The sequence below is a fragment of the Bizionia sp. genome (genome assembly GCF_048259285.1).
Taxonomy (GTDB): domain Bacteria; phylum Bacteroidota; class Bacteroidia; order Flavobacteriales; family Flavobacteriaceae; genus Algorimicrobium; species Algorimicrobium hallyeonense.
In genome coordinates this window covers 47,584-72,980 of the sequence record NZ_JBLXHU010000006.1, presented here as the reverse complement: position 1 = coordinate 72,980, position 25,397 = coordinate 47,584, and the positions used below count along the sequence as shown (strand labels likewise).

Genomic DNA, 25,397 nt, shown 5'->3' with positions numbered 1-25,397 from the left:
AAAACTGTTAAAGTAAGTAATTACCTTTCTTTAATAGTACGTTTTATATCTTTGCTTAAAGATTTTTAACTTAACCTATTTTATTATGACAAAAAATTACTTTTTACTTTTCACTCTGATATTATTTGCTTTTTCGTTTCATGTTAAAGCGCAAACACTAAATTTTAATTCAGATGCAGGATCCACATGGGATACTGGTATAGCAACCGATGGTGAAGGTGGTTCTATAGATATTTCAGGTTTATCACTTCAGATTTATAATGTAAATGATGCTCTAATCAATATAGGGGAAATGGAATGGCGATCTGCTGATGATTTAACTGGTGAGATTGATGATTTTAGTGGCTTGACAACTTGGGCGCCTCCTTATGGTGGTGGAGATTATTTAGGTTGGAAAGGTCATATTATTAAAGAAACTTCAGGTTTAGAATTTCAAATTAATGCTTTTAATTGGTATGACTGGGGAAATTGGAACAACCAAACAATGACAGTTACCGGATATAAAAATGGTTCACAAGTTGCTACTGCTAATTTTGTTGGAAATAATGATTATGATAAAGTTGCGGTGACTTTAAACTCTGACTTTGATAGTGTAGATGAAGTTAGAATTTTAACAACTACTGGCACCACATTCCCATCAATTAATAATATAGAAATAGCAGGTGCTGTTTTAAGCACAGCCGTAAATGTTTTAACGGATGTAGCGGTCATTTCAAAAAACCATAAGTTTATATCGAATACCGACGGTGTTAAAATAGAAGTATATAATTTATTAGGGCAAATTTTAGAAAACGAAAATTTATCTCGAGGTATTTATATTGTAAAAGCGTCATTAAAAAACGGAAGATCAATAGTTGTTAAAAGATATATTTAATTAATATAAATTTGATTTAAAGCCTCGCATTTAGCGAGGCTTTTTTTATAGCACATAATTTGATTTCGTACCTTTATATGTAATGAACATCCAAATAAAACCATGAAAACGCAATTTATTAATTTAACAGTTGTTTTATTTATTGTTTTGATTGCTGCCTGTGCTAATTCAAAATCTAAAGTTCCAAATACGGAATTGATGTTTCAAAATAAAGCTTCATTTGTAGTTGAAACGGTTCAGTTTCAGCCTTGGATTTCAGATATTAATGGCAATGATTCAGGCTATCATATCTATATAACAATTTCGGAAAACAAGAACCAAGTAACTTTAAGCCGTATTTACTTTAAGGGTTTTATTGCTAAAATTCAAGTCGGTAAAACGGGGTATTTTGCTAGTATTCAAACATCATCAACCGATGAAGCAGATTTGATTATGAGTGAAAACCAAAATGATGAATATGGCAATATCCCAATACAGCTACCCAATAACCAGTTTAATTTTGGTGAGAACACATGTGTCATTACGTATATTGAAAATGGAGAGGTTAAGTATTTTGAATATCCTAACATGATAAAAAAAGAACTATAATACGATTAAAAAACACGTGAAGTGATGATTCCTGAATGCGTTGCAAGTCCTATATTAAAACCCTATATTTAGCACTTCAAATATGGAAACTTGGGTACTATAAAAACCTTCTTTAAGGATACAATTATTTATGGTTTGGCAACAGTCCTGCCCAGACTCATGAATTTTATTTTAGTACCACTTCATACCAGTAAACTAGTTACTTCTAGCTATTCTGACAATACAACCTTTTATGTTTATGCCGCTTTTTTCAATGTATTATTGACATACGGGATGGAAACTGCTTTTTTTAGGTTTTTTAATTTAAGCAAAGAAAAAGATAAAGTGTTTTCAACAACGCTTATTAGTTTGACAGTAACCACTATTTTGTTTCTAATAGCTGTGGTTATTTTTAATGAGCAATTGGCAGACTTGGTTAATTTAAACCAAACGTATTTTAATTTGTTAATTGGTGTGCTAGCTTTAGATGCGCTTGTTGTTGCGCCATTTGCCTATTTAAGAGCCACAGGAAGACCTATTAAATTTACAGCCATTAAACTATCCAATATTGCCGTTTACGTGGTATTAAATTATTTTTTCCTTTGGGTAATACCTAAATTTAATATATCGTTTCCTGGTTACAACGCTAATGATTTGGTGCAGTATATTTTCATAGCTAATTTGTGTGCTAGTATAACAACACTTTTATTACTAGCACCTTACTTCTTTAAAACAAAGCTACAATTCAGTAAAACTATTTTCAAGCAAATGCTTAATTATGGTTGGCCTATTATGGTAGCAGGATTAGCCTACGTCATCAATGAGAATTTTGATAAATGGTTATTGCCAGAGCTCCTTGGTAAATCTATAAATGGCGCTTACAGCGGTTGTTATAAAATTGCTGTATTCATGACTATTTTTATTCAAGCGTTCCGATTGGGCGCTGAACCTTTTTTCTTTAACCATGCTAAAGAGCTAAATGCCAAGGAAACCTATGCCAAAATCATGAAGTACTTTGTTATTTGTGGTAGTTTAATGTTTGTATTTACGGTCGCCTTTCTCAATATTTTTAAAGAACTCATTGTTAGTGATCCATCCTATTGGATTGCTATAGATATTGTTCCTATTGTACTTTTAGCAAACTTGTTTTTAGGTATTTATTTCAATTTAGCCATTTGGTATAAGCTTACGGATAAAACACGATATGGAATGTATTTTTCATTAATAGGCGCTATTATAACAATTGCTTTTAACTATTTAATGATTCCGCGTATTGGGTTTATGGCATCAGCTTGGGCAACTTTAGCAGCCTATGGAAGTATGATGTTAGTCTCTTACCAAATAGGAAAAAAACACTATCCTGTTCCCTATGATATTATGAGAATTGGGAGTTATTTAGTGCTATCAACCGTAATTTCAGCTGTTTCATATTATAGATTTAATGAGAATTACTACGTGAGTACTATTTTAGTTTTAGTATTTTTGGGAATCGTTTATATATCAGAACGAAAAGATATTAAGCAATTATTAAAATCATAACATGACAATTAAAATAATCAACAAATCTAATCACGCATTACCACACTATGAAACCATAGCTTCCGCTGGAATGGATTTACGAGCCAATTTATCAGAGTCTAGAGTTTTAAAACCTCTAGAACGAAGCATTGTTGGCACTGGTCTTTTTATAGAGTTGCCAGTGGGTGTTGAAGCGCAGGTACGACCACGCAGCGGATTAGCGGCTAAAAAAGGAATTACGGTTTTAAATGCACCAGGAACTATTGATGCCGATTATCGTGGCGAAATTGGCGTAATTCTTGTCAATCTTTCCAACGAAGATTTTACTATAGAAAATGGCGAACGTATAGCACAATTAGTCATAGCCAAACACGAACGTGCCGAATGGATGACCGTTAATGAATTATCTGAAACCGATAGAGGAGCAGGTGGTTTTGGAAGTACAGGGACTAAATAAGCCCACCATAATGCTCCCTAGAGGGAGTTAAAAAACAGAAAGACATAATAACTTATCGCTTTTAGGGCGAAAGGCAGTTATAATAACAAATTTTTAATAAAAATCCCCACTTCATTAGAGTGGTTTAGGCTTAATTATGAAAATAATAGTACCCATGGCAGGACGAGGTTCTCGTTTGCGGCCACATAGTTTAACAGTACCAAAACCATTAATACCCGTTGCTGGAGAACCTATTGTTCACAGATTGGTAAAAGATATTGTAAAAGTTTTAAACCAACCCGTTGAAGAAATTGCCTTTGTATTAGGCGATGCTGCATGGTTTGGTGATGATGTTATTAGCAGTTTAAAAGCTTTAGCAGCCTCTTTAGGCGCCAAAGCATCTATTTACCGTCAAGATGAACCGTTAGGGACAGGTCATGCCATTATGTGTGCTAAAGACTCCTTATCGGGACCAACCGTTATTGCGTATGCTGATACCTTAATTCGTGCCGATTTTAAACTAGATCAAGAAGCAGATTCGGTTATTTGGGTTAAAAAAGTAGATAAACCTGAAGCCTTTGGCGTTGTAAAACTGAATGATAATAAAGAAATCGTTGAGCTGGTTGAAAAACCAAAGTTCTTTGTGAGCGATTTAGCCGTTATTGGCATATACTACTTTAAAGAAGTCAGCGTTTTAAAAGAAGCCTTGCAATTCGTATTAGATAATAATATTGTTAATGGTGGCGAATATCAAATTAACGATGGTATTAAACGTATGATGGCAGATGGAAAAGTCTTTAAAACAGGTCAAGTGGAGGAGTGGATGGACTGCGGAAATAAAGCTGTTACCGTTGAAACAAACGCACGCATGCTAGGATTTTTAGAAAAAGATGGCGAGGAATTAATAGCATCTGATTTAAAAATTCAAAACTCTAAAATCATTCAACCTTGTTTTATTGGTGAAAATGTTGTGCTTAAGGATTCTACAATTGGCCCAAATGTATCTATTGGAAATAATTGTACTATTGAAGCATCAACCGTTAAAAATAGCTTAATTCAGAATCATACCTCTATAAAAAATGCTAATTTAGACGAAGCTATGATTGGAAATCATGTAACTTTTAATGGCGAATTCAGCAAAATAAGTATCGGTGATTATTCGGTTTTGGAGTAAATTTTGAATTGTCATTCTGAACATCGTGAAGAATCTCACAAATGAAACAAAAGTTAAAAATAGTTTTCTTTTTCTTCGGAATGTTATGCATACCGCAGACAAACTATGCACAAATAGATTATAATAAAATCAATCAAGATGATTTAGGTGATGTAGAAGATTTACAGCAAGAGTATTTCTTTGAGGCCTTAAAACAAAAAGGGATTGAGAACTATGATCGGGCGGCAAAAGCGCTACTTAAGTGTATTGAATTAGACGATTCTAAATCCGTTTACTATTACGAGTTAGGAAAAAATTATAACAAGCTTAAAAATTTTGGCGCTGCAGAAGATGCGCTTAAAGATGCCGTTAAAATGGAACCCGATAACGAGTGGTATTTGGATGAACTTTATGAAGTGTACGCCCAACAAGACGATTATGACAAAGCCATAAAAGTCGTGAAGCAATTGGTGCAATATCATCCAGATTATAAAGAAGATTTGGCAACCCTATACGTTAAAACCAAAAACTATAAAAATGCGTTAAAAGTCTTGGATGAAATGGATGCCGAACTTGGCATTTCCATGACACGAGATGTCATAAGAAATCAGATTTATGAAATTACCGGTAAAAAAGAAGAACAAATAGAGAATTTGGAAGATCGTGTGGAAGGTAATCCAGATGACGAAACCAATTATCTAGCGTTAATTTATCGCTATAGTGAAAATAACGAAAAAGATAAAGCCTTTGAAACCGCTAAAAAACTATTAGAAGTTAAACCCAATTCGCAATTAGCACATTTGGCACTGTACAAGTTTTATGTCGAAGAAAATAATGCAGAAGAAGCAATTGCGTCTATGAAAATAGTTATTCAAAGTCCACAAATAAAACCGGAAGCAAAAATGATGGTGTTATCGGATTTTGTAAATTTTGTTTCTGAAAATCCAGAATATGAAGCCGATTTAATTGAAGCTACAGCTCTTGTTACCGAAGATAAAAAAGGAACATCCTCATTGGAAGTTGCGCAATATTATCTTAAAAAAGGGGACAAAGACAAAGCCTTATCGTATTACCAAAAAGCATTGGAAAAAGATTCTGATAACTTTGGGATTACCAGAAATATTTTATTGCTTCACATAGATTTAAAAGACTACGAAAAAGCGCAAACCATGAGTGCTTCGGCATTAAATAAATATCCATCGCAACCTATTTTCTATTTGGTTAATGGTGTGGCCTTAAACGAACTTAAAAAACCAAAAGAAGCCATAGAAACGTTAGAAATGGGTCTAGATTATATTATTGATGACACCAAAATGCAAGCCGATTTCTACAAACAATTAAGCATAGCACACACCCAATTAAACAATACAAACAAGGCAAAAACGTTTATAGATAAAGCCCAACAACTAGAGTCCTCCAATTAATGAATAAAACACGTCATATTTCATGGCTCGTAACGCTCTTATTTTTGGTGGTTATGAGTTGTAAGTCAACCGCCACACTAACGTCTGGTGAAGCCAATTTAACACTTTCCAAAAAAGATGTTTTAAAAGCACATCAAAAAAGTACACCTGATTTTAAAACCATGCAAGCCAAAGTTCGTGTGGTTTATACGGAAGGCACCAAGTCACAAACACATACCGTAAATTTGCGTATGGAAGCGGATAAAACCATTTGGATAAATTCGGCTTTAAACTTAATCCGTGTGATGATAACGCCGGAAAAAGTGCAGTTTTATAACAAACTGGATAATACGTATTTTGATGGTGATTTCAGTTATTTAAGTGATTTGTTAGGTACGGAATTGGATTACAATAAAGTCCAAAATTTACTTTTAGGAAATGCCATTTTCAATTTAGATAAAAACAACTATAACATGTCTGTTTATGAAGACGCGTATTTGTTTCAACCCAAAGAACAAATAGCGCTTTTCGAGTTGTTTTATATTGTTAATGCTTCTCATTTTAAGATGAATTCCCAACAGTTGCAACAACCAAGTGAATCCCGATTTTTGCAAGTCGATTATTTGAATTATCAAATTATTGATAAACAAAGTTTACCAGAACAATTAAAAATAATAGCTTTGGAAGGTGACGATGAAACCATCATTGAATTGGAAATAAAATCGGTTAGTTTGAATGAAGAAGTACGATTTCCGTTTAAAATTCCTTCAGGATTTGATAAAATTGACTTAAAGTAATCATGATAAAACCAACGCAAACATATTCTCTAGTATTAGGATTTCTTTTGATGTCTGTTTTAGGCTTTTCGCAAAGTAAAAAGCAACTGGAATTAGAAGAGCGTAGGCAAGCTTTACGTACCGAAATTAAACAAATTAACGAGTTACTGTTTAAGGATAAAACCAAACAGAAATCGCAAATATCGTTGATTGAAGATGTGAATTACCGCGTAAATGTGCGTAAAAATCTCATTCAGGTTACCAATCAGCAAGCCAATTTATTAACGCGAGAAATAAACGACAATCAAAATAAAATTACCGAATTACGGGATGAATTGGAAACACTAAAAGCCAGTTATGCCAAAATGATTGAAACATCGTACAAAAGCAAAAGTGAGCAAAGTCGCGTGATGTTTTTATTATCGTCCACTAATTTCAAGCAAGCCTATAAACGTGTTCAATATTTAAATCAGTATGCTAATTACCAGAAGGAGCAAGGCGAATCTATAAAAGCCAAAACCGCAGAACTTCAAGAAACCAACACCGATTTATTAAGGCAAAAAGCGGACAAACAAAAGCTGATTGAAGAAAACCGCGTTGCACAGCGTGAACTAGAAAAGGAGCTTGTTCAGCATAGGGAGTTAATGGCCTCTATAACTAAAAATTTAACGAATTACACCGCTCAAATAAAGAAAAAGCAACGTGAAGCTGATCAAATTGATCGTGAGATAGAAAAAATTATTCGCGAAGCTATTGCCGCATCCAACAAAAAAGCGGGGAAAACAACAACCGCATCTAGTGGTTTTGCCTTAACACCAGAAGCAGCAGCTTTAGCCAAAGATTTTGTTTCTAATAAAGGTAAATTATTATGGCCTGTTGAAAAAGGGGTTGTTAAAGTCCGTTATGGAAAACAACCGTCTCCATTGGTGCCAAGTGTTATGATACAAAGTACAGGCGTCCGTATTGCTACTGAAAAAAATGCCCAAGTACGGGCTGTTTTTAATGGCGAAGTATTGCGTGTTATTTCCTCCAAAAACGGAAACCCAACCTTATTAATTCAGCATGGTAATTATATTACAGCCTATTCTAATATGGCCAAAATTTATGTAAAAAAGGGCGATAAGGTAAGCACCAAGCAACCCGTTGGCGAAGTATTTACCAATCCAGCCAACGGCGAAACCATTTTGAGTTTTAGTGTTTTTAAAGAAACAAAAACGGTCAATCCAGCGGAATGGATTTATAGGATGTAAAATTCCTGCGAAAGCAGGAATCTCTTTAACGATGTTTTAGCTATCATCTTGAACCCCAAAAATTACGTATAACTACGTATTTTTTAAACTGATTAGTTGTTATATTTTAGCAAATGTAATCTAATAGAAAAAAGTATGAAAACTATCCTGAAAATCTCTTCTTATTTAGTATTAATTATTATGATGCTAACTCTTAATAATTGTCAAAAAGATGATTTTGAAATTAAAAATAATGTTGAAACTAAAAACGAACTAAACATTCAATACCACATAAAAAAATTATCTGATTATAAAGATGATATTGAATTTAACAAGGTATTTAATAAAATTGTAAATCCTAAGATAAATCAAGAAGCAGCTGGTTTAAATGATAAAACTGTTATGGAAGAGCAATATGGATTTACTATTGACTCTACAACCATAAAGAAATTATATTTAATGGAAGAAGATCCTATACCATGTTAATACGTAGGGATACTAATGACCCTAGTTTTCATGAAAATCTTGTAGTTCAAATTGATAGTTTAAATAATACAGTTGCATTTATAGCAGAATATGATTCCAGCACTGAATCAGATACTATTCATGATAGCTATGAATTAGACAGACTTATAAACGTTATTCCTATAGAATATAATTCAGATGAAAGTCTTATTTCCAAAATGGTTTACGGATGTCTTGATATATATGAAATTAGATGTAGTGGTGGGAGCGGAACTGGAATTTGTGATGGGAGAAGACATATACCACAAGAAGAGTGCTACGAAAGATTTAGTAATTGTATAGGATATTCACAAACAGGGATGACTTGTGGCTATTATGATGATGGTACTTCCACATCAGGTGGTGGTACAAATACACCTTCACCTCCAAATGGACCTGGACATAGTGGCCCATCAGGAAATGGAATTTTTACATCTAATGTAAAACCACAACCTTGGCAAGATGTTGCTTTATGCATAAATGGAGATTTAGCACAATCAGGATCAAATGCTCCAGTTGATAATACCACTTTAACATCTGACATGTTAACTTGGTTGCAATCCGATAAGCGAAAATCAGGTCTAGTTGCTAATTATCTAGCTAATAATAATTGTAGTGATGAGTCTCAAACTTTTGTGATTGCTGCTATGGAAGCCATAATGAATAATGAAGTTGATAATTTACTAGAATATATTTCAATTGAGTTAGAAAATGAACTTGTAGATAATCCATATAAATTAGTTGATATAGATTGTAATCAAATAGAGCAATGGCAGGCTTTAGTACAATTTAGTCCACCACCAGTAATATTAGATAAACTTAACGAAATAGACGAATTTTTATTAGGAGGAGTAAGTGTTCAAACAATTGAAAATGCAGAAGGAGCAGTAGTTAATTTAGATTATTTCCCAATAATAATAGATGTTTTACCAAACAATCCTTCAACGGGAGAGCGATTTTCAGCTGAAGAATTTCTAGAATATATTAGAATAGAAATTAATATTTTTATAAATAATGATTTTACAGAATTTATTCCTTCTCCAATCACTGGATTTGATGAAGAAGGAATATGGTTATCTGCTAATCCTTTAGGAGCGATTATATCACTTGATATACCTGGAGCACATGATGGCTCAGTAGTTTGTTCAGAAAACACAAATTCACATTGGGTATTTACCACTCTATCAATGCCTTGGGGTATTCCTCAAGGACTTGATGGTCCACATCCTGTAAGTGGCAATAGGCAAATTGGTTATGAAATTAACTCAAATGGCACTTATACTTTTTATTCTAGAGGTGTAGATAGAATGCAATCTAATTTTGATGTTGGGATAGCAAATTATATGACTGGTGGAAACCCGTTTGATGGAGCAGATGCACTATGGAGTAGTTTTCAACAAAAAGTTCAAAATTTCACAAATAATAATGGAGGTGTTGGTAATGCAACCCCAATAACTGTCAATCGGCCAGAATGGGAGAAAGTGAAAAATGTATTATTAGGGAATCGACCAATTAGTGACTTAGGTTGTGAATAATTAAAATAAGTAAAATGAAAAATAACTTAAAATTTATATTGAGAATTATTTTAATAGCATTTGCACTATTTTTTGTTAAACATTTAGCGCAAGCTATAATAGAATGGACAAATATTATTCCTGTGCATCCCAAAGCTTACAGTTGGGGAGAGATTGAACGCGCACAATATGTTTTCGCTTGGCAATTTATCTACACATACTGGATTTACGTTTTAAGTGTTATAGTATTCTACTATTTATTGAAAAGACCAATTTTTAAAAACATTGCAAATTTTAAAATACTAGTTTTTCTATTTTTAGCGATTTTTCTATTTTTATTATATAAACATAATTGGCAATTTCCATATAAGGAGCATTATTTTCCATCTGTAACCCGCTTAAATTTTGAGTTATTAGAAGAATTAATAATTTTTTCTATAGTCGGTTATTTATTAGTATTATTTGTAGATAACTATCTAATAAATAATAACTGTAATTAAAATGAAATTAATCATACTTCTATTTTTGTCAAGCTTGGCTTATGGTCAGGATTATGAGTTTATAAATGAAGTTATAAATCCATATGATAATGGGAATCCTATTCCTAAAGATTCTATTTACTTATATCACAATTTTATATCTCTAGGCACTCAATATTTGAGTAAGGAGAGTATAAATGAAAAGTCTGTAAAGTTGTGGTGGAATGAAATAAAGAATAACCAACCTCCAGTAGAATTATTTTTAGAAAATTTTAATTTAGAACATTTAAAATCTGATATAGCAAAATCTCAAAATGACTCTATTATTGATTTTAATAAACTTAAAAAATACTTTCATAGGTCAGATACTAAATTTTTAAACGAAAATCCAAGAAATAATATTACATATATATCAAAACCTTATTTTAATTGTAAAAAAGATTGGGCCTTAATTGTTACTTCAACTTATATACCATACATAAATACATCAAGTGGCGGGTTAATGCATATATATGTAAAAATTAGTGGTAAATGGATTTTATATTATCAGTTCACACTATGGACAGGTTAAAATTCAAAAAAACCAATCATCTACAAGAACGTTTTTAAAAAGTAATCATGTTCTATAAATAATACTTTTCAGACCTAACAGGTTTTTAAAACCTGTTAGGTCTTAATAAATCTACTGAAACAACGCCTTCAATTCCGTAGCATCATTCGGTTTCATTTTTCCAGCTAAAACCAAACTCAATTGTTTACGTCTTAAGGCTGCTGCGTAGCGTTCTGTTTCTAATTTGGTTTCAGGTTCAATTTCTGGTACTTGAATTGGTCGTCCGGTTTCATCAACAGCTACAAAGGTGTAAATTGCTTCATTTGCTTTATCGCGTATGCCAGATTCACGGTCTTCAATCCAAACGTCCAAGAACACCTCCATAGAGGTTTTAAACGCGCGAGATACTTTAGCTTCAACAGTCACCACACTGCCTAAAGGTACGGAACGGTTAAAAGCCACATGGTTTACAGAAGCGGTAACCACAATACGGCGACTATGACGTCTGGCAGCAATACTAGCTGCTCGATCCATACGCGCTAATAGTTCGCCTCCAAATAAATTATTCAGTGGATTGGTTTCGCTTGGCAATACCAAGTCGGTCATGATGGTTTTGGATTGTTCTGGTGTTTTCGGTGTCATGCGGTCATTTTTTAAATGCGCTGCAAAGGTACTACCAATTTTGTATCTTCTCGATACATCACAACAAAAAAGTCGTGACACTTGAAGTAACGTTCTTCTCGATACAATTTCTCGTTCCTCGAAATCACTCGAAGTGACGGATAGTTTAATTATGATTGTTTTAGTTAGAAGGCTACGTCAGTTCGCGTGTTCATTTGAGCACAGCTCAAAATGAAAGTATCGAGAACTCGTTCATCAAGATCACTCGAAGTGACGGATAGTTTAATTATGATTTTTTTAGTTAGAAGGCTACGTCAGTTCGCGTGTTCATTTGAGCACAGCTCAAAATGAAAGTATCGAGAACTCGTTCCTCGAAATCACTCGAAGTGACGGATAGTTTAATTATGATTGTTTTAGTTAGAAGGCTACGTCAGTTCGCGTGTTCATTTGAGCACAGCTCAAAATGAACGTATCGAGAACGACAACTCAATTAAATTTCTTTCTAGCTAAATTCGGTAGTTTTTCAAATTCACCGTTTATTAAGGCTTCTTTCTTTACGCGTGACCATTTTTTAATTTGCTTTTCACTTTGAATGGCTAATCGAATATCTGTGAATTCTGCATAAAAAACGAGCGTCAACGGTCGTCTTTTAAAAGTATAGCTATCAAGATGTTTGCCTGTTTGATGTTCTAAAAAGCGTTTTTCTATATTGGAAGTAACACCTGTGTAATAGGAGTCGTCAGCACAATGTAATATGTAGACGTATGATAGTTTCACATTTAAGTACTTGGCTTCTCGATACAATTTCCCGTACCTCGAAATCACTCGAAGTGACGTTTCTTTTTAATTATGGGTATTTGGTTTAATGATTGCTAGTCAGTTCGCGTGTTCATTTGAGTGGTAGCGAAAAATGAACGTATCGAGAACTACTCCTCAATAGCCTTCACCAACAACCAAGCGTCTTTATTATGCGTTTTTTTAACGTCACGTAAGGCTTGAAGCGCTTCTAGTCGGTCTTCATAACTTGCATAAACCACTTCGTGTAAACCGTATTTATTGGTGCCGATTTTACGAGCTGCATAACCCAAGTCTTTCAGTTGATCCACCTTTTTATCGCTGTTTTCTTCCACACGAAAAGCACCAGCAATAATATGATAATTACCATACTGCTTTTTCACGTTAAGTGTAACAGCCGGCAATGGATTATTAATGACAAATGTCGCTTCTTGAATTTTATTTTCCAATTGGGTGTTGGCTTCCTCTTGTGCTAATTGATTATGTGTTTCAATCTGATTCACATAATAATTAGAAGCTGCAAAACCACCAATAGTTAAAGCAATTAAACCAACAGCAGCATATTTTAAATAGCCACGAGATTGTCGCCTTTGTGTTGTTACAGCAATAGGTACTACTTTTTCAATAGCTTCTACCGTTTCTTTATAAGTTTCACGCGTAACTTCAGGAGAAGTAAATTGAGATAAACCAAACGCATCCGTTAAATAGTTAAAACTATAAGATGGTTCAAATAACATTTTTCCTTCGTTGTTTAATGATAAACTACCAATGTTTTCAAAAGCAATAGTTTCACCTTCAACTAAATAGGATTTTAGGTATTTTACGCGTTTTTTAATTTTTTTAGAAGCTTCTTCGTACGGGATTTTCTCAACATCAGCAATATAACGCGCTAATAAGCCATCATTTTCTTGAATTTGCTCATTAAAAGATAACACCTTTTTTGGTGGATAAAAAGCATGTGTTGTTTCATGAATTGTTGCAGACGTTCTTCGTGTTAAAAACGAGCCAAATTCAGGGACAGTCACACATTCGTAACGGTAAAGTAAATCGCTTATGTAAGGTTCTAATTGCATAGAAACAAAGTTAGGAATTTTTGAATATGAACAAAAAATCTTGCTAACAATTTATTAACATCTGAAAATTTCTTTACTTGTAAGTTGAAAATCAAATGACTACCATGACCGATAATCGCTTATTACATATTTTGGCACTGCAACATGTCCCGTTTATAGGTGATATTACCGCTAAAAAGCTCATTAATCATTGTGGTTCGGTGGAAGCTATTTTTAAAGAGAAAAAACACCATCTCCTTCAAATTGATGGGATTGGCACCCATGTAATTCGGGATTTATTTAATACAAGTCATTTTAAAGCTGCCGAAGCGGAAATGCAATTTATTTCTGAAAGCAATATACAGTGCTTGTATTTTATGGATGACGGCTATCCACAACGATTAAATCAATGTATAGATAGTCCTATTTTGTTATTCCAAGTGGGAAATGTGAGTTTAGAAAACCAACGTATTATTAGTATTGTTGGTGCCAGAAAAATTACGACTTCTGGGATTGCCTTTTGCAATAAGTTAATTGAAGAACTCGTACCTTTTAATCCCGTTATAGTTTCCGGTTTCGCCTACGGAACGGATATTACGGCACAAAAAGCAGCTATAAAACACGGTTTGCAAACCATAGGATGTTTGGCTCATGGCTTAAATCAGATTTATCCAAAAACACATAAAAAGTATATGGTAGATGTCGAGAAAAATGGCGGGTTTTTTACTGATTTTTGGAGTTCGGATCCGTTTGATAGAAATAATTTTTTAAAACGAAATCGGGTAATTGCTGGTGTGAGTCAGGCAACTATAGTTATAGAATCGGCCGAAAAAGGAGGTAGTTTGGTAACAGCCGATATTGCCAATTCTTATAATCGCGATGTTTTTGCCGTTCCAGGTCGCACAACGGATAGCCAAAGTGTGGGTTGTAATAATTTAATAAAATTTCAGAAAGCCCACTTATTATCCAATCCGTTGGATATTCCGTATATGTTAAATTGGGAATTGGAAACCAAGCAGAAACCTACCATTCAAAAACAGTTGTTTATAGAACTGGAGCCGGACGAACAAACCATTTATAATTACCTACAAACGAAATCTAAAGAAGAATTAGATAGTATTGCCATAGATTGTGAATTGCCAACATATAAAGTGGCAAGTTTATTACTAAACATGGAATTAAAAGGGGTTATTAGACCGTTGCCTGGAAAGTTATTTGAGATTATCTAACAAATTCCTGCGAAGGCAGGAATCCCATATTGTTAAGGCCAAACCTTTCTAGGTGCCAAATCATTTTTAATACCCAACCTTCCCTCTAACACGTGCAATAACGGCGTTTGCTACTTGACTCGCTTTTTCAGCACCAACTTTTAAAGCGTCATCAATTTCGTGGAGGTTATTCATATAATGATGGTAGCGTTCACGAGGTTCTGCAAATTTTTCAACAATCAACTCAAACAAAGCTTGCTTGGCATGACCATAACCATAATTGCCCGCTTCGTAATTGGATTTCATGGTCACTATTTCAGAATTAGAAGCCAACAAACTATATAAAGCAAAACAGTTACAGGTTGCCCAATCTTTAGGGTCCTCTAGAGCGGTACTATCTGTTTGGATGGACATGATTTGCTTACGGAGTTTTTTATCATCTAGAAAAATATTGATAAAATTCCCGCGACTTTTACTCATCTTTTCACCATCTGTTCCAGGAATTAACATGGTGTTGTCTGCAACTTTTCCGGTTGGTAACACAAATGTTTCTCCCATTTGCGCATGAAAACGAGATGCCACATCACGTGTGATTTCTATGTGTTGCATTTGATCTTTTCCTACAGGAATAATTTCAGCATCATAAGCTAAAATATCCGCAGCCATTAGCATAGGGTAGTTAAATAACCCTGCATTTACATCTTCTAGTCTGTCGGCTTTGTCCTTAAAACTATGCGCTAATGTTAAACGCTGAAACGGAAAGAAACAGCTTAAATACCATGACAATTCAGTCACTTGAGGTACATCACTCTGTCTATAAAACACGGTTTTTTCAATATCTAAACCAAAAGCCAACCAGGTTGCAGCCGTAGAGTAGGTATTGTGTCTTAATAGTGCAGCATCTTTAATCTGGGTTAGGGTATGTAAATTAGCTATAAACAAAAACGAATCGTTTTCTGGTTTATTTGCCATGTTTATTGCTGGTAAAATAGCGCCTAAAATATTACCTAAATGCGGTGTTCCTGTGCTTTGTATGCCTGTTAGTATTCTTGCCATGCTCATTTCCCATGGAAATGGGAATCTTGTTTTAAGTTCAAATTTGTTTTAATATGTCAAAGGTAATTTTTTTAGTACAAAAGCTCAATTTATTTAAGTAGTTTTGGTCTCCATGACGGTTTTTAAATATATTTTCTGGGTATTTTATCGCATTTGGTTTTATGTACTTGTGGCAGTACCTATTATCATCTTGTTACCTTTATTATTAGTTTCCATACTTAAAGAATCTTGGTATCCTTATTTTTACAGATTAGCGCGACTTTGGGCACGATTTATTTTAATAGGCATGGGATTTAACACACACATTTCTTTAGCCGAAAAGCCAAAACGAAAAGCTAGTTATATGTTTATTGCCAATCACACCTCTATGGCTGATATTATGCTCATGCTAGTAGTGTCCAAAAATCCGTTTGTATTTGTTGGTAAGAAAGAACTGGCTAAAATTCCGTTATTCGGTTTCTTTTATAAGCGTACCTGTATTCTGGTAGATAGAAGTTCTGAAAAAAGCAGAAAAGCCGTATTTTTAAGAGCGCAGCGTCGTTTAAAACAAGGATTGAGTATTTGTATCTTTCCTGAAGGTGGTGTGCCTGATGAGGATGTTATTTTAGACGACTTTAAAGATGGCGCTTTCAGGTTAGCTATTAATCATCAAATTCCTATAGTTCCTTTAGTGTTTTTAGATAATAAAAAACGGTTTCCCTTTACTTTTTTTAGCGGAAGTCCGGGTAAAATGCGCGCCATTGGATTTCCTTTTATACCAACTGATGGCTTACATGTTGCCGATACTAAAGCGTTGAATAAGGATACACGACAAACTATTTTGAAGCAATTATTAAAGGACTCATAACTTCATTTGTAATATTTTTCTTCAATACAGTTACGGTAAAACCGTAAATCACTCATTAAATTAATTTTATGTTTAAATAATTTAGGTTTATTAGAATATAGATTATAGATTATAGATTTAGTTTATTATTAATCTAATAAACTTTAAGAAATTATGAAAAAACTATTTAATGGAACGTTGATTTTTACCATTTTAATCTTTGCTTTTTCCTGTAGTGATGCAGAAAGTAATATTTTGGAAGATCAGTCAATTAACAAAGTTGTTAAAAGCAAAGAAGAACTAAACAAAGGAGTTATTCAAGAAATCTTTACACTTTCAGATTTTGAGCGTTATGCAATTGATAAAAACTCTGTTGTTAGTAAATTAAGTGGAGAAACCAAATCAGAGTTTATCAAGAGTATGGAATTCAGAGATGGAATAATAACAACCGCAAATTATGTAATAATCGAAAGCGAATTATCAGCTATGGATAATGAGGAGTTTTGGTTGTTATTTGGTATGAGTAAATTAGCATATGAAGATTATAAGGAGTACAAATGTACAAGTCCTTACAATTGTGAAAAACTGACAAGATATATTTGTCTTACAGGTTGTTAAATTTTAATCCAATTAATAATATTTGCTTGTTATTAATTGGATTATTTTATTTCTTATTTTTATGAAACTATATATTTATTTTTTTATAACCTTATTTTTTTTTAATTGTCACAAGAAAGAGACGGCAAAAAATGTTATCAATCAGTATGAATTAAGAGCCAAAGCGAATAGTAAAATTCAATACGATATAACGCTGATAGATAGTTTCTCTTTAAATGATGTTTGGAATAGAACCGGACAGGTTTTAATTGAGAAAACCAAAAATGACACCTTGTTTGGAATGTCATTTTTTGTTGAATCTTATTCGTTTGAAATAAGCTATTTATATGATAATTATAAAAGTTTTGAAATTTCAAACAGAGATGGTAACTATGAATTGGTAAGTTCATATGGTTTCTTGGGAAGTCCAGGAGGTCAACTAATTATAGAAGAGATTTTTGGTTTAGATAGTTTCTATAAAACAGTTAATTTAGTGGACTATGAAGATGAGTATCAATTACAATTTACCTTCGAAAACGACACAACTTTTCAAATTAACAATATTCAAAAAATTATAAATATAAATAAAACTACATTTTCTCCTTCAAAAATTAAAATAACATTAGAAAAATTAGGAGAAAGAACTTCAAAAACATTTCTAATTAGTAAAGTGTTAGTAAATGATAAAGTTACCAAATTTATAGATAATAAGAAAAACGGACTTTTAGAGCTAGACATAATTAATAGTCAGTCATTTAATAAAATCTCTATGGTTGGCACTCAATTTAAAACTAATAATCTCCCTAATTTGTGGAATGACGAGCCCCTTGTTATTTCAGAAAATTTTCCTGCTCTTATTAACTTTTGGGAAGTTTGGTGCAGTCCTTGTATTAAATCATTACCAAAACTGAAATATCTTCAAAATAAATATAATGATAAAATTAGTGTCATTGGGATTTCAACAGAAAGTCCTGAAAAAAGTAAGAGGATGTTGTTAAGCAAAAAAGTAGATTATATTAATTTAAAAGGAACAGAAAAAACACTTCAAGATTACAATATAAACAGCTTCCCTACGTACTTTCTGGTCGATAAAAATGGGATTATAATTAAAGAATATTCTTCATATTCAGATGCCATAGAGACAGATATTAAAGCGTTGTAAAACAAAAAAAGCTACTCTTGGCACAGAATAGCTTTTTTACTTATCATGCTGTTTCAATTTCTTAAAAACAGCATCAATCTAACCAACTAAAATTAAAACTTGTAACTAAAACCTGTATAAACACCTATAATGTAAGGTCTGAAATCACCAGATGTATTTTCAAAACCATTTAATTGGTATTTAAAAGTAGGTTCAAAATTAAATAGAAGTTTATCCGTAAATTTATAATTCAACCCAATTCCTAAATTGGTACTAAAACTCACACTGTTTACGTTACTTGATTCACCTATATAGGTTTTATACTCTTCAAATTCTGAATACACTTCGTTATCATTTAAAAAGAAGGTACTCATCCCACCAATAATATGAACACCAAAGCGGTTATTAACTAATTTATATTCCAATTCGACAGGAACTTCATAATAGCTTAAACGTTGACTAATAGCGGCATTAAATAACACGTTATTTATTTGTTGAAAACCTAAATTATCACCGCTAAAAGCAGTTAATTCCTGATTTTCTGGCACTAAATTTATGTTGCGCAGCGGATTTGTATTATTTGGCGTATTGGTTGTTGGCGAATTGTATAAAATAACATTATCCGTGTCGTAACTTAAATTTAAGGAGCTAATTCCGGAGCGAATTGCTAATTTTTTACTAATGGCATAACTTACATTTACACCATAACTGGTATTGGTTTCACCACTTTTAGAATTGGATACAAATTCGTCATCAATATGCGAGCCTTTACCTAACGAATTGTAGTAAACAGGCGCAATGTTTGCTTGAACTTGCCACCTATTTACTAGTTTTTCTTCTTCTTCCTTTTCACTAGTTTCTTCGGCTTGAGCAATAGCTTCCTCAATTGAAGGTGATTCACTAACTAGCGAATCACCAACCATTAAGTTTTCCTCTTTTTCTTTTTCATTTTGAGGTGTGTTGCTTGTCTTAGCATTCCAAGCAATAGCATTTTGCGCGCTTGTTTCTTTCAACACATTATCGGTTTCCGAAGTAGAAACGGCACGCTGAACATCAGATGCCGTTTTATTACTTTGGTTCGCGCTGTTGATAGTTGAAGCTACCGTATTATTGTTATTATTTTGTGGTGTTTTAATACTGTTATTTATGGTTTCGTTCGCAGAAATAGCATCAGTTTTAGAACTATTTTTTGAAACTGAATTTGCTGCAATACCTGTTCTGTTTACTGAAGTATTAATTGCGTTTTTTGAAGCTTGAGATTCTTGAACCACAACATTATTTGTAGCTTCAATCGTATTATTTGGTTTAACATTGTTACTTGTAGTATTAGATTGGTTTACCAATCCTTTTGTGTTAGGATTTGATGCGGTATCTTGAGTAACAATTCCCTTATTAATAGTCTTTGTATTTTGAGTTTTAAGACTATTATTATTTTTTATTGTATTAGGATTCGTGGCGTAATTACTATTGGTATGGCTATCTTTTTTATTATTTCTATTTTCAGAGTTGGCAACGGCTGTATTTCTGCTTGAGGCTGCAATTGCATTATTTAATTTGTTAGAATTTGTAATAGAATCCTCTCCAGAATTTTCACTAGCTATTGGATTACCATTACTTTCTATGTCTGTATTCGCAATGCTTTCATTGTTAAATTTTGAGGCCTTATTTGAAGTCGCTTTCGGATCATCAACAACTATATTGTTTTTGTTTGTTGAATTTTCTTCAGAAATATTAGGCGCATTATTAGAATTTAAAATACCATCACTTGATCGTGTTTGAGTATCTACAATTTTTTCATCTGTAGAAACCGGGTTATTTGTTCCAGTAAAAATTACAGAACCAATAGTTACCAATAAAACTAACACAGCTGCAGCACTAGTTATACGCATCCAGATAGGGAAAGCTGTTTTAGGCTTTTCCGTTTTTAATGGTAACTCGTTTTGAATTTTAGACCACAATTCAGGATTGGGCTTCGCCTCAAAATCCTTAAAAGATTCTTGAAAAATTCTATCTATGTGTTTTTTACTACTCATTATAATGATTGCGCGTTAAAACCCGCTTTATATGCTTCAATTTTATCTTTTAATATTTTTCGTGCTCTAGCCAAATTCGATTTTGATGTGCCATCTGTAATGCGCAATAAATCAGCTATTTCTTTATGCGAATAACCATCCAACACATACATGTTAAAAACCAATCTATATCGGTCTGGTAATTCTTGAATAATTTTTAGCAAAAAATCAAGAGAAATGTCTTCATCATCAATTTCTATATCTTCATCTGCTATGAAATCTTCGTTTATTATTTCAAAAACGCCTTGACCTCTATAGCGTTGTAACGCCGTATTAATAGCAATGCGTTTCAACCAACCTTCAAAAGAACCTTTATTATTAAACTGACTAATTTTTTTAAAAATAGTCAAAAACGCGTCCTGCAGATTATCTTCCGCTTCGGCGTAATTTCTTGAATACTTTAAACAAACCGAAAACAATTTGCTCGAAAAGAGCTGATATAATTCGCTTTGTGCTTGAGTATCATGATTACTACATTTTTGTATGAGTTGGTTTAAACTCACATGAAACACATTTAGTTAAACATTAATTAATCGACTACTGGAACTTCAAAAATGATAAATTCATCTTCTCCTGATCCATTGCTACCATGCCAAAATTTAAATACATACGTATTTTCATCTCTACTCGGTTTGAATTTAAATGATTTTTCTACCGTTTCGTTACTTGGTGGACAATCATTATTTTCATTAAATACGGTAGACATTATGGCTATCATCAATCCATCTGATTGTGTTTGAGAATAAATGTCTTTAAAAACATGACATTCTGTTGGCCGTTTGTAGGTTATGAAGATTTCATATTCTTGACCACCAACAAATTCATCTGGAACAATAGCACTTTCTACTGGTAACATGATTACAGTGCTTGACTGGATATCTTCATCATTAACACTACAGGCTAATGATGCAAGGGCAAACAGGCAAACAAACAATTTTTTCATAATTCGAGGCAAACCTTAAATAGTGTGTTTCATTATATAGATGCACTAAAACACAAAAGGTTGCGTTGGGATATAAAAAAATCCCAAATAGATTGGGATTTTTTTAAAATTTAAGCTGATTTTATAAGCTCTTTTATTTTCACTTCTAACTCATCCATGAGTTCTGGATTGTCTTTAATAAGCGCTTTAACCGCATCACGACCTTGTCCTAATTTGGTGTCGCCATAACTAAACCACGATCCTGCTTTTTTTATAACATCAAATTCTACAGCAATATCCAATATTTCACCTACTTTGGAAATACCTTCGCCATACATAATATCAAATTCAGCTAATCTAAAAGGTGGTGCAACTTTATTTTTAACCACTTTAACTCTGGTTTTATTTCCTTGCACATTTCCGTCTGTGTCTTTTATTTGTGTTGAACGTCTAATATCTAAACGTACCGAAGCATAAAATTTTAATGCATTTCCACCTGTTGTTGTTTCTGGGTTTCCAAACATAACCCCAATTTTTTCACGTAATTGGTTAATGAAAATTACCGTACAATTGGTTTTGCTAATAGAGGCTGTTAGTTTACGTAAGGCTTGAGACATTAATCTAGCATGTAATCCCATTTTAGAATCGCCCATTTCACCTTCAATTTCACTTTTTGGTGTTAAAGCAGCTACCGAGTCAACAACGACAATGTCAATAGCACCAGAACGAATTAAATTATCGGCAATCTCTAATGCTTGTTCACCATTATCAGGTTGCGAAATAATTAAGTTATCAATATCTACTCCTAATTTTTCAGCGTAAGTTCTATCAAAAGCATGTTCTGCATCAATAAAAGCAGCAATTCCACCAGCTTTTTGAGCTTCAGCAATAGCATGTAAGGTTAACGTTGTTTTACCAGAAGATTCTGGACCATATATTTCTATAACACGACCTCTTGGATAGCCATTAACACCTAGTGCAATATCTAATCCTAAAGACCCCGAAGGAATAGCGTCGACATCAACAACAGCTTGATCACTCATTTTCATTACCGTTCCTTTGCCGTAAGCCTTATCTAGTTTGTCTAAAGTAAGTTGTAGCGCTTTTAATTTTGCGTCTTTTTCGTTGCTCATTTCTGTATATTTTATCTTGTAAAAGTGTTGCTAAAATACCACTCTTTTTTCACTTTACAATTTTATGACGCAACCTTTTTGTTGTTTTTGCATCTACTTAATAAAGCTGGGAAACTTTTGCTATGAGATTTATTAGAAAAATATTATTAATAGGAGAATTAGGCGTTTCAGTAACCGTAGTTATAAACGGAAGCTGCAAAGCCGATGGAGGTTAGCTCGGATTGTTATTTTTTTGAATTAAAAAAAATAGTAATAACGAGTTAGTCTACTTAAAGCACTTTATAAATCATTATAAAGTGCTTTTTGTTTGATGAAAAATCAGATTCGCTCAAAAAATAGTACATTTGCAGCTAAAATATTCTTTAACCTTAAACATTAGTATAGCATGCAACTGTACAATACCTTAAGCGCCAAAGAAAGAACTGAACTTATTGAGCAAGCGGGAAAAGAACGCTTGACTATTTCTTTCTATAAATACGCGAAAATTGACAATCCAAACGCATTTAGAGATCACTTATTTCTAAACTGGAATAACCTAGACGTTTTAGGACGTATATATGTGGCTCATGAAGGCATAAACGCCCAACTTTCCGTGCCAGCAGATAATTTCACGCTGTTTAAAAATCACTTGGACACCATATCATTTCTGGAAAATGTGCGATTAAATATTGCTATTGAACACGATAATTTTTCATTCTTAAAACTAAAAGTGAAAGTGCGTGATAAAATTGTAGCCGATGGTTTAAACGATGATACGTTTGATGTAACCAATAAAGGCATTCACGTTGAAGCCGAAGAATTCAATCAACTTATTGACGATCCAAACGTGGTTTTGGTAGATATGCGAAATCATTATGAAAGTGAAATAGGTCATTTTATAAATGCCGTAAAACCAGATGTGGATACTTTTCGGGAGTCTTTAGATATTATTGAAGCGGATTTACGAGACCACAAAGAAGATAAAAAACTAGTAATGTATTGTACAGGTGGAATTCGTTGTGAAAAAGCGAGTGCGTATTACAAACATAAGGGGTTTAAAAATGTGTATCAATTGGAAGGTGGTATCATTAATTATGTGCGCCAAGTGGAAGCAAAAGGATTAGAGAATAAATTTATAGGCAAGAATTTTGTATTTGATGAGCGTCGTTCTGAAAGAATTTCAGACGATGTTATAGCACAATGTCACCAATGTGGTGAGCCTGCTGATTTGCACACCAATTGTGCCAATGAGGCGTGTCATTTACTTTTTATTCAGTGTGAGTCTTGTAAGGAAAAAATGGAAAACTGCTGTTCTACAACCTGTCAGGAAATTATTCAATTATCTTTCGAAGAGCAAAAAGCCTTGCGTAAAGGACAGGGTAATAGCAATGATATCTTTAAAAAGGGACGAGCCGATCATTTGCCGTATAAAAAAGACCTGCGTAACATTTTTGAAAATTTCAAGAATTCTAATTCCTAAAATTTCACGAGTATGCAGCATATAGAATTAATGGCACCTGCAGGGAATTTCGAATCACTTCAAGCTGCTTTAGATAATGGGGCCAATTCTGTTTATTTTGGTGTAGAACAGTTAAATATGAGAGCTCGTGCAACGGTTAATTTTACCATTGCCGATTTACCCGAAATAGCTAAACGTTGTGAGACCAATAATGTGAGAACCTACTTAACGTTAAATACCATTATTTATGATCACGATTTATCCATTGTAAAAACCTTATTAAAGCAAGCTAAGGAAGCTAATATTACAGCAGTTATTGCTATGGATCAGGCCGTTATTTCTTCGGCTAGAGAGCTTGGTATGGAAGTGCATATTTCTACCCAATTAAACATCACGAATATTGAAACGGTTAAATTTTATGCCATGTTTGCAGACACCATGGTTTTGAGTCGTGAATTGAGTTTGCGACAAGTAAAAAAAATAACCGAACACATAGAAAAAGAGCAAATAAAAGGGCCTTCTGGTAGATTAATAGAGATTGAAATTTTTGGTCATGGCGCGCTTTGTATGGCTGTTTCCGGAAAATGCTATATGAGTTTGCATTCGTATAATTCTTCAGCAAACAGGGGAGCTTGCAAACAAAATTGCCGAAAAAAATATACCGTTATAGACCAAGAAACAGGTTTTGAAATGGAACTGGATAATGAGTACATTATGTCTCCAAAGGACTTGTGTACTATAGATTTTCTTGATGAAATTGTTGACGCCGGAATTAAAGTTTTGAAAATTGAAGGTCGAGGACGTGCACCAGAGTATGTAGCAAAAGTTATTAAATGTTATCGCGATGCTATAGATAGTGTTGCAAATGACACATATAACAAAGAAAAGGTTATTTCCTGGATGCAGGAATTAGAAAAAGTTTACAATCGTGGGTTTTGGAGTGGCTATTATTTAGGTCAGAAACTTGGCGAATGGAGCAATAGTTCTGGGTCTCAAGCTACACAAAAAAAGGTGTATATAGGTAAAGGCACACATTTTTACCCGAAAGCTAAAATAGGCGAATTTAAAATTGAAGCCTTTGATGTAACCGTTGGAGATACTATTTTAGTTACGGGTCCAACTACTGGAGCTAAAGAAATGGTAGTAATAGGACTGATGGTGAACAATTCAAGGACTGATAAAGGTTCTAAAGGTGATTTAGTGACTATTCCTATGGATTTTAGAATAAGACCTTCAGATAAATTGTATAAAATTGTTGAAAATAAAGTAGAAGCCTAATGGTAATTATTACCTTACAACGGCATAAATGTATTGGCTGCAATTACTGTGTGGAAATGGCACCAAACCAATTCCAGATGTCCAAAAAAGACGGGAAAACAGTGTTGTTGCACGCTATAGAAAAGAAAGGTTTTTTCACTTTAAAATCAAACGATTTTAGCATCTTGGAAGCGTGTGAAAATGCATCAAAAGCGTGTCCTGTCAAGATTATAAGCGTTAAAAATAATTGATTAACATCCCGTAATGAATATTTAT

General features: G+C 33.3%; 27 protein-coding genes. 19 read left to right on the top strand and 8 right to left on the bottom strand.

Going from position 1 to position 25,397, the window contains the following annotated elements; genetic code table 11:
• Positions 1-85 precede the first annotated feature (85 nt).
• The 12 genes from ACN0QX_RS04730 to ACN0QX_RS04675 all read left to right on the top strand — a co-directional run bounded on the left by ACN0QX_RS04730 (position 86) and on the right by ACN0QX_RS04675 (position 11,024).
• Entirely contained in the window at positions 86-874 is a 789-nt protein-coding gene (locus ACN0QX_RS04730) for a hypothetical protein (RefSeq protein ID WP_417195721.1), read from the top strand.
• Positions 875-976: 102 nt separating this feature from the next.
• Positions 977-1,462, top strand: coding sequence for a hypothetical protein (locus tag ACN0QX_RS04725; RefSeq protein WP_417195720.1), 486 nt, complete (start codon positions 977-979; stop codon positions 1,460-1,462).
• Between the two features lie 90 nt (positions 1,463-1,552).
• The gene (locus ACN0QX_RS04720) at positions 1,553-2,980 is read left to right on the top strand and encodes a polysaccharide biosynthesis C-terminal domain-containing protein (RefSeq protein WP_417195719.1); all 1,428 of its coding nucleotides are present in this window, start codon (positions 1,553-1,555) and stop codon (positions 2,978-2,980) included.
• 1 nt (position 2,981) lies between these two features.
• The gene (gene dut / locus ACN0QX_RS04715) at positions 2,982-3,416 is read left to right on the top strand and encodes a dUTP diphosphatase (protein WP_248396773.1); all 435 of its coding nucleotides are present in this window, start codon (positions 2,982-2,984) and stop codon (positions 3,414-3,416) included.
• A gap of 136 nt (positions 3,417-3,552) precedes the next feature.
• Positions 3,553-4,569 carry a sugar phosphate nucleotidyltransferase gene (locus tag ACN0QX_RS04710; RefSeq protein WP_248396771.1) on the top strand — a complete coding sequence of 339 codons (1,017 nt, stop codon included), beginning with the start codon at positions 3,553-3,555 and terminating at the stop codon, positions 4,567-4,569.
• 41 nt (positions 4,570-4,610) lie between these two features.
• A complete protein-coding gene (locus ACN0QX_RS04705; RefSeq protein ID WP_376858302.1) occupies positions 4,611-5,972 on the top strand; it encodes a tetratricopeptide repeat protein in 1,362 nt (453 codons plus the stop codon).
• Positions 5,972-6,748: a DUF4292 domain-containing protein gene (locus ACN0QX_RS04700; protein WP_417195718.1), complete on the top strand. Its 777-nt coding sequence runs from the start codon at positions 5,972-5,974 to the stop codon at positions 6,746-6,748. Before ACN0QX_RS04705 ends, ACN0QX_RS04700 begins: the two co-directional genes overlap by 1 nt.
• A gap of 2 nt (positions 6,749-6,750) precedes the next feature.
• Positions 6,751-7,977, top strand: coding sequence for a murein hydrolase activator EnvC family protein (locus ACN0QX_RS04695; protein ID WP_417195717.1), 1,227 nt, complete (start codon positions 6,751-6,753; stop codon positions 7,975-7,977).
• Positions 7,978-8,112: 135 nt separating this feature from the next.
• A complete protein-coding gene (locus ACN0QX_RS04690) occupies positions 8,113-8,442 on the top strand; it encodes a hypothetical protein (RefSeq protein WP_417195716.1) in 330 nt (109 codons plus the stop codon).
• A gap of 338 nt (positions 8,443-8,780) precedes the next feature.
• Positions 8,781-9,995 (top strand): hypothetical protein, encoded by a 1,215-nt coding sequence (locus ACN0QX_RS04685; protein ID WP_417195715.1) that lies wholly within the window; start codon positions 8,781-8,783, stop codon positions 9,993-9,995.
• Positions 9,996-10,009: 14 nt separating this feature from the next.
• On the top strand, positions 10,010-10,474 hold the full coding sequence (locus ACN0QX_RS04680; RefSeq protein ID WP_248396755.1) for a hypothetical protein: 465 nt from the start codon (positions 10,010-10,012) through the stop codon (positions 10,472-10,474).
• Position 10,475: 1 nt separating this feature from the next.
• Positions 10,476-11,024, top strand: a complete 549-nt coding sequence (locus ACN0QX_RS04675; protein ID WP_417195714.1) for a hypothetical protein — start codon at positions 10,476-10,478, stop codon at positions 11,022-11,024.
• Between the two features lie 111 nt (positions 11,025-11,135).
• Here ACN0QX_RS04675 and ACN0QX_RS04670 read toward each other — a convergent pair whose 3' ends face one another.
• From ACN0QX_RS04670 to ACN0QX_RS04660, 3 genes are all read right to left on the bottom strand, one after another.
• Complete coding sequence (locus tag ACN0QX_RS04670; RefSeq protein ID WP_417195713.1) at positions 11,136-11,645, bottom strand: acyl-CoA thioesterase; 510 nt, start codon at positions 11,643-11,645, stop codon at positions 11,136-11,138.
• Positions 11,646-12,110: 465 nt separating this feature from the next.
• On the bottom strand, positions 12,111-12,401 hold the full coding sequence (locus ACN0QX_RS04665; protein ID WP_248396748.1) for a GIY-YIG nuclease family protein: 291 nt from the start codon (positions 12,399-12,401) through the stop codon (positions 12,111-12,113).
• Positions 12,402-12,550: 149 nt separating this feature from the next.
• Entirely contained in the window at positions 12,551-13,492 is a 942-nt protein-coding gene (locus ACN0QX_RS04660) for an SPOR domain-containing protein (protein ID WP_376858298.1), read from the bottom strand.
• A gap of 104 nt (positions 13,493-13,596) precedes the next feature.
• Here ACN0QX_RS04660 and dprA point away from each other — a divergent pair, with 104 nt between their 5' ends.
• Complete coding sequence (gene dprA, locus ACN0QX_RS04655; protein ID WP_248400671.1) at positions 13,597-14,700, top strand: DNA-processing protein DprA; 1,104 nt, start codon at positions 13,597-13,599, stop codon at positions 14,698-14,700.
• 66 nt (positions 14,701-14,766) lie between these two features.
• On the opposite strand, the gene trpS is transcribed toward dprA, so the two are convergent.
• On the bottom strand, positions 14,767-15,735 hold the full coding sequence (gene trpS / locus ACN0QX_RS04650) for a tryptophan--tRNA ligase (protein WP_417195712.1): 969 nt from the start codon (positions 15,733-15,735) through the stop codon (positions 14,767-14,769).
• Between the two features lie 112 nt (positions 15,736-15,847).
• On the opposite strand from trpS, the gene ACN0QX_RS04645 reads away from it, so the two are divergent.
• The 3 genes from ACN0QX_RS04645 to ACN0QX_RS04635 all read left to right on the top strand — a co-directional run bounded on the left by ACN0QX_RS04645 (position 15,848) and on the right by ACN0QX_RS04635 (position 18,320).
• Positions 15,848-16,582, top strand: coding sequence for a lysophospholipid acyltransferase family protein (locus ACN0QX_RS04645; RefSeq protein ID WP_417195711.1), 735 nt, complete (start codon positions 15,848-15,850; stop codon positions 16,580-16,582).
• Positions 16,583-16,735: 153 nt separating this feature from the next.
• Positions 16,736-17,179, top strand: coding sequence for a hypothetical protein (locus tag ACN0QX_RS04640; RefSeq protein WP_248396739.1), 444 nt, complete (start codon positions 16,736-16,738; stop codon positions 17,177-17,179).
• 61 nt (positions 17,180-17,240) lie between these two features.
• Positions 17,241-18,320, top strand: a complete 1,080-nt coding sequence (locus ACN0QX_RS04635; protein WP_417195710.1) for a TlpA family protein disulfide reductase — start codon at positions 17,241-17,243, stop codon at positions 18,318-18,320.
• Positions 18,321-18,412: 92 nt separating this feature from the next.
• On the opposite strand, the gene ACN0QX_RS04630 is transcribed toward ACN0QX_RS04635, so the two are convergent.
• The 4 genes from ACN0QX_RS04630 to recA form a co-directional block, all read right to left on the bottom strand.
• A complete protein-coding gene (locus ACN0QX_RS04630) occupies positions 18,413-20,332 on the bottom strand; it encodes a hypothetical protein (RefSeq protein ID WP_417195709.1) in 1,920 nt (639 codons plus the stop codon).
• Positions 20,332-20,874: an RNA polymerase sigma factor gene (locus ACN0QX_RS04625; protein WP_417195708.1), complete on the bottom strand. Its 543-nt coding sequence runs from the start codon at positions 20,872-20,874 to the stop codon at positions 20,332-20,334. Before ACN0QX_RS04625 ends, ACN0QX_RS04630 begins: the two co-directional genes overlap by 1 nt.
• 26 nt (positions 20,875-20,900) lie before the next feature.
• Entirely contained in the window at positions 20,901-21,314 is a 414-nt protein-coding gene (locus tag ACN0QX_RS04620) for a hypothetical protein (RefSeq protein WP_417195707.1), read from the bottom strand.
• Positions 21,315-21,424: 110 nt separating this feature from the next.
• Complete coding sequence (recA, locus tag ACN0QX_RS04615) at positions 21,425-22,426, bottom strand: recombinase RecA (RefSeq protein WP_248396729.1); 1,002 nt, start codon at positions 22,424-22,426, stop codon at positions 21,425-21,427.
• Positions 22,427-22,811: 385 nt separating this feature from the next.
• On the opposite strand from recA, the gene ACN0QX_RS04610 reads away from it, so the two are divergent.
• From ACN0QX_RS04610 to ACN0QX_RS04600, 3 genes are read left to right on the top strand one after another with little or no spacing between them, the layout of a single operon-like run.
• A complete protein-coding gene (locus ACN0QX_RS04610) occupies positions 22,812-23,885 on the top strand; it encodes a rhodanese-related sulfurtransferase (protein WP_248396727.1) in 1,074 nt (357 codons plus the stop codon).
• Positions 23,886-23,897: 12 nt separating this feature from the next.
• Positions 23,898-25,142 (top strand): peptidase U32 family protein, encoded by a 1,245-nt coding sequence (locus ACN0QX_RS04605; protein WP_417195706.1) that lies wholly within the window; start codon positions 23,898-23,900, stop codon positions 25,140-25,142.
• Positions 25,142-25,372 carry a ferredoxin gene (locus ACN0QX_RS04600; RefSeq protein WP_248396723.1) on the top strand — a complete coding sequence of 77 codons (231 nt, stop codon included), beginning with the start codon at positions 25,142-25,144 and terminating at the stop codon, positions 25,370-25,372. Before ACN0QX_RS04605 ends, ACN0QX_RS04600 begins: the two co-directional genes overlap by 1 nt.
• Positions 25,373-25,397: the final 25 nt, after the last annotated feature.